The organism is Phocaeicola sp. RTP21198st1_B8_RTP21198_201120, from assembly GCF_040929485.1.
Classification (GTDB): Bacteria; Bacteroidota; Bacteroidia; order Bacteroidales; family Bacteroidaceae; genus Phocaeicola; species Phocaeicola dorei.
On the sequence record NZ_JBCOCI010000112.1, the window covers coordinates 1 to 10,178 of the forward strand.

The 10,178-nt window shown below is 36.4% G+C and carries 4 protein-coding genes; all 4 read right to left on the bottom strand.

The window, feature by feature from the left end; genetic code table 11:
- Positions 1-165 precede the first annotated feature (165 nt).
- A complete protein-coding gene (locus tag AB5935_RS22225) occupies positions 166-3,219 on the bottom strand; it encodes a glycoside hydrolase family 2 protein (RefSeq protein WP_051926307.1) in 3,054 nt (1,017 codons plus the stop codon).
- 79 nt (positions 3,220-3,298) lie between these two features.
- On the bottom strand, positions 3,299-5,350 hold the full coding sequence (locus tag AB5935_RS22230; protein ID WP_038612593.1) for a RagB/SusD family nutrient uptake outer membrane protein: 2,052 nt from the start codon (positions 5,348-5,350) through the stop codon (positions 3,299-3,301).
- A gap of 11 nt (positions 5,351-5,361) precedes the next feature.
- Complete coding sequence (locus tag AB5935_RS22235; protein ID WP_038611326.1) at positions 5,362-8,880, bottom strand: TonB-dependent receptor; 3,519 nt, start codon at positions 8,878-8,880, stop codon at positions 5,362-5,364.
- Positions 8,881-9,035: 155 nt separating this feature from the next.
- Entirely contained in the window at positions 9,036-9,980 is a 945-nt protein-coding gene (locus tag AB5935_RS22240) for a FecR family protein (protein ID WP_007836555.1), read from the bottom strand.
- Between the last annotated feature and the right edge of the window lie 198 nt (positions 9,981-10,178).

The window sequence follows — 10,178 nt, forward strand, 5'->3', positions numbered from 1 at the left end:
CTGTGGCTGTTCCTGCTTTCAATAAGAGGAACAACAAGAATAGTAAATATTTCATCATGTTCTTTTATTTTTTTGTTTTTGAAGAATAATAACTAACATGCAGCTATGACTGTTGATACAAAAGTTATAAAGTCTCGGTTTTGTATTATAACTCATAGCATATTTCTACCAACCATATGATTTCATATAAGGTTGTTCAGGAACAATCGTTTGATATGGCTTAAATATGGATTCCCAAAAGGATATCGGATACATAGGATCGTCAATAAATAATAGTAATGTACCCTTTATTTCTTTTAAATTATCCATTGTCTTTCTTTTTTGGGGAGCTGTGAATTTGGAACCATATCCGGTAACAATTGCATTTTGAGAAATATAGATAGATCCATTTATATTTTCCACTCCAATATTGCCATTGTCACTCCATAAACCAATTCCTCTTTGCTTATCTGTTGCTACTGCTATATCTACAAGCCCACGATTACCAATAAAGCGAAGGTCATTTTTATGAAGTGCCCAACAATTACGTTTATTATACATTGTCTTACCTGGAGTATATGTAAAGGGGCCTTCACCGAGCCAACGGAACGTGTCAAAAATAGAATCTAATTTTAATGTAAGCCCGCATTCCAGAAAATAACCGTCGGCACCGCTGGATGGAGTTAAACAATAATCCGATTGTATTACTCCATTATCTGATACAGATATATTTACTATGCCAGACACATATTGTTTTTTTTGTCCGTTTCGGTGCCAACGACAATAAAGTTTTACTTGTATACCATTTTGAGTTTTTCTTCCTTTAAATTTCTCTACAATTGGTTCTAAAATATATGGTTCCCAAAAATACTTATCTTTTTGGGTCAAGTAATCAAGGGTTATCGTGAGAGGCCTTCCCACCCGAAGAAATAAGGGACTTTTGATTATTACTTTTCTTTTACTATCTGTTATTGTTACTATTCCTTTATTTGAAATTGAAAAGGATGAATTTTCTGTTTGAATATAAGCCTTAGTCTTAGAAATCTCAGATTGTATTAGTTGAGCCCGAGGTAATGATTTTATAAATGAATAATAATCTTTCTTATTATCTAAAAGAATAGGTATATTCTTTTCATATACAGCTTTTTCAAATGAATCAGTAATTTCTAGACATAGCATCAAGTCATTAAAGTCTACAGAGTCCGGTAATGTACTTCTAAGAGGAATTGTGGCATATTTTCTAGGAGGGATGTGAAGCCATACCTCTCCCCGTTCTACAATTTTCTTCACATTGCAAATTTTCCATTTGATTTTATATCCATTTAAAGATATAAAATCAAAGCGATTTTCTACTTCGATGTTAAAGTCATTGGCAACCCCCAATTTCCCGTTTAATTTTTTTGTCTTGACAACAATCGGAGAATATACCTTTCGTACTTGAAAATAATCCTCCTGTGGATAGCCGTCACCGTAAACAATTCCATCAGCTGCCTCTTTCCAAATTTCTGATTTTCCTTCAGGAACTTCTGATCTTCCATAACTGTCTATAAATCGAAGGGAATCTGCCCATACACTTTTTAGAATGTGATTCTTTTGTGTATCTCCTAAAGTCATAATGGTTTGATCGCTCCAACACCATATTGATCCTCCAATTACTTTTTCTTCGCGCAATATTCTATCATATTTAGCTTCAAAGTCACCGAATGCAAGACCTAATGAATGGGCATATTCTGTATGTATTATAGGCTTTTTTGTCATTTTAATAGCTTGGTCAATGCGGGTATCACTTAAATAATGTCCCATTATAACATCCACATTTTCACTTGGATTGCTCGCAAAATTCATGAAGTCGCTGACCTTTTGCGGTAATCCGCGTGGACGGCTTGGATCTTTTTCTTTTACGAACTTTAGAAGTTCCTCAACAATAGGAGTATAAGGATTTTCATTACCTAATGACCAAATAATGACTGAAGGATGGTTCTTATCACGCCTTAAAGTTGCATCTGCTCTAGCTTTTAGGTTTGGGAGATATTCTTCTTGTTTAAGATATGCTGCACCACGAGAACCAAATGGTATTTCATTACATACATAAAAACCCATTTCGTCACACAATTCGTAAAATTCATGGTTAAATGGATAATGCGCAGTACGAATAAAATTAATATTAGCAGCTTTTATCATCTCTAATTGCTGACGACGTTCTTTATAGGTCAATGCCCGACCCAATTTGGGATCAATTTCATTTAAACAAACTCCTCTTAAAAGTACAGGTTTATGATTTATTTTTAGATTAAACCCGTCTATATGAATGTCTCTAATTCCCACATTTTCATTCGACCTTTGAACAACATATCCTTTTGCATCGACTACACAAACCTCTAGTCTATAAAGATTTGGTGTTTCAGCAGTCCATAATTGGGGATTTTTAATCTCTCCTCTAAAGTTAAATACCGAACTGTCCTTTTTTATATTTTGGCTAAAGTTAAGCACATGATTATTTTGTGTATCTGTTAAAGAGACATTTAGTTTATAGTCATTATTTTCTTGTTTAAAGCGTCCTGTATTGACGCGAATATGGATAAGTGCATCTAAGTTTGGTGTAATGTTTGAAGTAAACGTTACATCTTCCAAATAGACATCATCTAAAGTGAAAAGTTCGACATCTCGCGTTATTCCCCCCAAAGACCAACAGTCATTTGTATCAAATAACCAGCCCATTGGGCGGGTGTTTACCTGCACACAAAGTACATTCTCTTTATTTTTGTGGAGAAAAGGGGTTATATTGAACTGGCATAAGTTCGTGGCACTTCCCCATTCTCCAACCTTGTTGCCGTTAATGAAGCATTTGTATCCATAATAAATACCATCAAATCGTAAAATAACATGCTTTTTTTCCCATGTAGGATTGTATTTAAAGGTAGTACGATACAGTCCGGTATATGGTTCTAAGTCTTTTCCATATTCAGGAAATTTTAAGCCTTGTGTTTCCCAATTACCTGGTACTATAATATTATCCCATTTCTTGTCATCATAATCATTATCTTTCCAACGATGATAATCTGTAGGAATTTCCAGTCCTTTAATTATTTTTATTTTCCATGTACCATTCAGAGATTGCGTGAACAATCGTTCTCTAACAGGATAAAAATGTGGCATGTCCATCAAAGTTTTTATAGAAGTACCAGCCACAACGTTCGCCCAAAATGACGCTAACACCAATAATAGAAATATTTTCTTCATTTTATTTTTAAATTCAAATAAAAAGGGATAAACTTTTCGAGTAATCCCTTTTTGTTATTTTTATTGTGATAATCTTATGTTATTGTTCTGCTCCTTCATCTGGAACGGCAGGCCAATATGGATTCTGATATAACGGAGAATCTGAAATAGTTTGATTGTCAGGAGCCGTTAACTGGAATTGATCAATAGGTAACGGATATAAATAATGCGCCTTGTGCCATACTAATCCCCCAGCTCCTTTTTGTTCGTTACTTATTTCAAAAGGACAAAGGTATTCACTGATAGATTGAGGGGAAACATTAGCTTTATCAGACCGGTCAGCAACTAATTCGGATTTTCCGGTTTGAGCGTCTATGTAGTAATTTTCCATTGGAGTATTCCATAAATGGAAACCTTCCACTAGATATTTTTTAGTTAACCATTGATCCATAGAACGCCAGCGACAAAGATCCATGTAACGTAATCCTTCGCTTAAGAATTCACATCGACGTTCACGACGTATATTGTATAACGTAGCATCTATTAATTTCCCTCCAGAGTAAGCAGCCCAATCATTTTCTGCTTCTTTTTCCATAATGGTATTGTTGATTGTATTTTCCAACGGTCCGTTGATATAAGCTCGTTGTCTAAGAAGCATCCAATATTCGCGAGCGGAAGCATCTAAAATTCCGGTATGCTCATAGCTGGCTTCCATATAATTCAATAATGCTTCGGTAGCCCTATAGCTGGGACATGCTGTACTGTTTTTACTGTCTACTCGCATAGAGTTATGAAAGGAAGCTCCTTTTCTAAAGAGATAACCTGTGGTGGCATGTCTTAACCCGTCATTATTTAATATTTGTGGAAGTGGTTCTACTTCCCAACCACCAGAAGTTTGAGTGTATTCAAAATAGAGTACATTTTTTTGATTCGGTTCCTTTAAAAATAAGGTCAAACGGTTATCACGATTAGTACGAACATCGGCAATATTTTGATCTCCTTTATAGTCACCACCTGCTTCTGCATATGATGAAGTATGCGCATAGACAGGACGACCGTCATTCATTAAGAAGTTTTGTACAAATCCTCTTGTTACTCCAATACTTGCATTGGCCATTGCTGCATTCAGGCATGTGTTATGTCCAGACAAAGCTTGAGAATATTGACGCCAAAGCAAAACTTCGGGCACTGCGGACAAGTCTTCTTGGGCAAACATTTCGTAATATGGATTTATGGGCTCATTTGCATCTTGTTGTAGTCGTCCGGTGTTCTGTGTTAATTTCCCCTTATATTTTTCTGCTACTTCATAAGACGCTTTCATAGCCTGCTCTAAAAACCAAGTGATCTCTTCATCAATATTTCCCAAAGGGTATTGGTAGTTCGCATTATATTCTTTAGATGCTCCCGGCCAATTTGTACCTTGTGGAACGAAAGCACTTCCTTTAAAATATTTTAGCCAAGTACCTTCAAATAAAGCAACGCGAGATTTTAGTAATAAGGCAACATCTTTATTAATTCGAGTCGTTTTCATCATTTTATGTTCCAATAGTGCTGCCGCTTTATCTAAATCGGACAAAATAAACCTAGCGACCTCATTGCGCGGACTTCTTTTATTAGCCTCTACAAGTTCCTCTTTATTATCATTTAAGGGACGAGTTATTATTGGAAAATCACCGAATTTCTGATATGCTTTAAAATATTCACTGGCACGTAAAAAATACATCTCACCAATGTAATGTTGGATATCTTCTAATGTACCGGTTATTGTATTTTGAGTTCCATCCAGATTCTCTCCGAATTTAGGAAGCACTTGGTCGAAAAAGAAATTAATTTTATATATTCTACTGAAATTCCAATTGTCATCATCTTCATTAGGAACTCTCCAGTATCCTGTTCCATAGCGATCTTCTGCACTGCGAGCTACTTGATTGTCTGTACCCGCATCGCTAAATAGCCCCATTCCTTTACCATGTGAAGGTAATATGTCAGAGTAGAGTTTATCGGCATAAGCTTGTAAATGCGAAGCATCGGTAAAATATTGTTCTGGAGAGATCTTAGACAAGGGTTCACTGTCCAAGAAATCATTACATGAAGTTGCTCCCCATCCTAAAACAAATGTAAGCAATATTGTGTATAAAGTATTTTTTTTCATCTTATTACATTTTAAAGAGTTAAACTTAAGCCAAATGACCATGTCTTTGACAAAGGATAGGCATTACCACTACCTGTCGTTACAGTTTCTGGATCAAATAAATCGCTTAATGAGGTACCAGTCCATAAATTTTCTCCTGAAACAAATACACGGCATTTATCAATACCTAATTTGCTAACCCAGGTATTAGGTAAAGTATATCCTAATTGAAGATTTTTTAGACGGATATAAGAAGCATTTAATAAATAACGGCTTTGACATTGTTGGTTACGTTTATTATCTGAACCAAAAATAGGACGTGGGTAATATGAATTCAGATTTGCTGGTAGTTCTTGACCGGGAAGTCCCACGGGAGCATCACGAAAATAATCTGCATGTTCTTTCATACCATATGATTTCCACACATTATTATAGGCACCCCAAAAATAACCATCACTTTGCCATACGTTATGTTTCAATACACCTTGGAAAAAGCAACGAAAGTCGAATCCTTTCCAATCGGCATTAATATCTATACCAAATAAATAATGCGATTGGTTGTCACCTAAATATTTTAAATCACCATGATCTTCTAATGTTCCCGCACCTGAACTGATTTTACCATCTCCATTTAAATCTTTATACATAATATCCCCGGCTTTCCATTCTGCAGCCAAAGTCCTTTGACCACCATTAGGTAGTGAAGCTAAATGCGCATCCATTTCTGCCTGAGATTTTGCAATACCGATAGTTTCATATCCCCAAATTTCTCCGATTCTACGTCCTTCAATAAAAGAGCTGTTGTTTCCTACTGAAATTTTGTGACCATCATTTCCCGGATATTTATCAATAATTGTTATTTGATCAGATAAATTTAAAGTAATACCATAATTCAAGCCATTATTTAAATGGTCTCTCCAGGTAACAGATAATTCCCATCCTTTTGTGCGCAAATCACAATTGTTGGCATTAGGAACAGAGGTTCCTAAAGTTGAAGGTAACAAAATTGCCGGACCTACCATATCTTTTGTGTAACGAACAAAAGTGTCAAAACTTGCGTTAAAACGATTGTTAAACATACCTAAATCAAATCCTGCGTTCCATGACTTGACTTTCTCCCAAGTTAATGTTGAAGATATTAATCCACCAATTGTAGCTGTATTGGGCTTGGTTCCATCTTGTAACCAGCCACCATTGCTTAAACCTAATTCCATTAAACGATAAGTTGGATACCAATCAGATGTATTTTGATTTGCTAAAGATCCATAGGATATACGTAATTTGAAGGTGTTGATTTTATCTTGCAAATTGTTCCAGAAGTTTTCTCTAGCCACATTCCATCCTGCTGAAAAAGAAGGAGAAAGTACCCAACGATTTTCACGACGGAAACGAGAACTTCCATCATAGCGAGTACTTATTTTTATTAAATATTTTCCTTTATAATCGTAGTTTAAGCGTCCAAAGAAACCTACAGTTGCCCACCTTTGGGAATTGCCACTGATAGATGGCATTTGTACTTCGCCATTACCATCAACACCTGTTGATAAATCAAATTCTGGCAGTTCGTCTATTAACAAACCGGCTTTCTGTACTTTCAGAGATTGTTCTTTCATTTCTTCCATCTGAAAACCGCCCATCAATTTCAGATTGTGAGCATTATTAAACGAATAGGAATACTCACTATAAATATTCAAGTTTAAATAGTCTTCTTTCCTTTGCTTTTGTTCCAATTTTGAATATTGACCTGATTTTATAGGTTGGTTGTGTACGTCATATTCGTAACAAGCAATTTCAGCCTTTTTTTTGTTATATTGTAAAATGCTATAATTCAACTCCACGTTTGTAATCCAATTTTTGATGGGCTCAAAAGTTAATCCTAATTGATAATAATGTTGGTCTTTTGTTATTCTGCTTTCTCCACCTTCGCTATCTACCAGTCCTAAAGCTATGGTTCCTGATGGATGGCCTAAAGGATCATATACCGGTGCATTAGGCCAACTCATACCAATAGTCGTTCCTTGTTGGGCACTGGGGCCAAAAGACTCAGTACGTGCAAAACGTGAATTGAATTTTATTTTTAACCAATCAGTTAAAAATGCATTAATTTTTCCATTTAATGTATAACGTTCTTTTCCATCATTGGTAATACGTAATAATCCGTTTTGATTCAGATAATTAGCTGAAATGTAGTAATTCATCTTTTTCCCTCCACCGCTTGCACTTAAATTGTGTTCATGCGAAAATATGTTTTTATCCTTATAAACTTCTTTATACCAATCGGTGTTAGCAAATCCATACATGGAAGGACCTCCCCAAATATTAGGATTACCAGAATCAGGTTCCAAACTATAAGTGATTTTTCCAGATTGGAAATCAAGCATTTTCTGCATTTGTTCATCTGAAAAGTATTGCTTTCCACCACCATTTATTGTTGCTTCATTATATAAATTGGCAAATGAGTATGAATCCATCATACTCGGTAAATTTATAGGAGATCCTAACCGAAAACTATTATTATAATTTACAGTCGTTTTACCTTCCGTTCCACTTTTCGTTGTCACCATAATCACTCCAAAAGGTGCTCGTGCGCCATAAATAGAAGAAGAAGCTGCATCTTTCAGTACTGTTACATTCTCAATATCCTGTGGATTAATAGTTGTAATATCACCTTCCATTCCGTCAATTAAAATTAGTGGACTACCATTAGACCCTTTCCCTATTGTACCAGTTCCACGCACTGATATATTGGTACTTTCATCCAGAACTTGCCCTGAGGCTATTGAGATGTTTAATCCAGGTACCAAACCTTGCAAAGCTTCTAAAGCACTACTAACAGGACGTGCTTCAAGTTCTTTAGCTGTAGCCATACTAATAGCATCTACTAAATCACTCTTCTTTTGTGTGCCGAATCCAACAACGACCACTTCGTCCAAGGTCTTGGTGTCTTCTTTCAATACGATGGTAAATTCTTTCTTTCCAGAAACTTTCACTTCTTGAGAAACATACCCAATATACGTAATCTGTAAAACGGCATCTTTCGGGGCATCCAACACAAACCGCCCATCTATATCTGTTATCGTACCTATTGACTGACCTTTCACCGTGACATTGGCACCGATTATCGGCTCGCCATTCGTATCTTTCACAATACCTGTCACCTTATTTGCCTGTTGGGCAACTTCCCCATTTTTCGCCTTGCTCATCAGCATGATATTCTTACCCTCCATGGCATAATAAATATCAGTACCTTCAAAAACCTTATTCAACACTTCGGCTACAGATTTATTTTGCGCATTCACCTTCACATTGCGCTTCAGATTCACCTCGTTTACATTATATACAAACAGATAATCTGTCTGTTTTTCTATTTCACTGATTACCTTGCCTGTTGACATGTTATCCGCCACAACAGTCACCTTCATTGTCTGAGAATAAGACTCAGTGGCAAAAGCTGTTCCGGCAAAGACAAACAGGGCTAAGAGTGTGTTTCTCATCATACGGAATAAATGTTTAATTTCTACAATAGATTCCTGATACAAAATATTTTTCATATATTTGCATTACTAATTTTAGGTTCAACTTAAGATTATTTGAGAAAAAAATTGTCAATACGTAATTGACGTTTCCATGGGATGGTGTTGCAGCACTATCCCATTTCCTTTTTAGACCATGTGTGTTATTTCATAGGCATATTCTCTTTTAAGGGTTAATTAATTGTTATCACATTCGTCTCATCATCCTTTGTATAAGTAAACTTATTATTGAGTCTCAAAACTTTCAGTACGTGTTCCACCCCATCTTTCGTGCGGAATTTACCTGTATAACGGTTCTTTAAAATCCGGGTATTATTTACCACAATATCCACCCCATAATACAGTTTCAGTTTCTCTATCATATCACGTACGGATATATCATTAAAACAAAGCAAGCCCTCACGCCACAAAAAATAATCGGCCTCCTTGATGCGTCCTTTTACCAGTCTGTTGCCTTTCAAGCTGGCCATCGTGTTCGGTTCCAGCCTCATTCCACTGTTATTCGAACCGGGCACTAAAATTTCGACAGCACCTTCCAACAAAGAAGTTTCCCATACGCTATCCGCTGCATAAGCCATTACATTGAACTCTGTACCCAGCACCTTCACATTACATTTGTTCGTCTCTACAATAAAAGGCTGTTCCACATTCTTTGTCACCGCAAAGTAACCCTCACCATCCAATTTCACATTTCGGATATCCCCTTTGAAACTTCCCGGGAAAGTCAAGGTACTGCGTGAGTTCAACCAGACTTTCGTACCATCCGCCAACATCAATTCCGCCCGTTGGCCCGCCGGCACATAAATGGACTGCCATGTTTTGTCTTCCGGTACCTGATGTTTTCCTGTCCAATAATGTGTACCCAACAAGACGATCGCCAATACCGCTGCTATCTTGGCAGCTTCCATACATATTCCGCGTAACGAGAAATGTTTCCTTTCCCGGCTATTCTCCTCCGCCACAGGTTCCGTACGCCACAATGCCATGTCATGCAACTTCCGTTGTGCCATATATTCACGCATATTCTCAGGATTTTCCTGTATCCATCCGGTCACACGCTGCTTTTCGACTTCAGTAGCATTTCCGGCTATATATTTTTGCAATAATTCAGGATTCATATTCTATGCTGTTTTATTAGAAACGACTCAAGAAGAAATTACCCTAAAAGAAAATGAAGAAAAATATATAAAAATCGTTTTTGTCCTCAAAAACATCCGTATCCCCATCCGGTCAGGCTTAATAATCCTTAATTCCGCAACACTATTATAAATTAAACTTTTTAAGTACCTGAGCAACAAAAAGTTGCTCAGGATTTT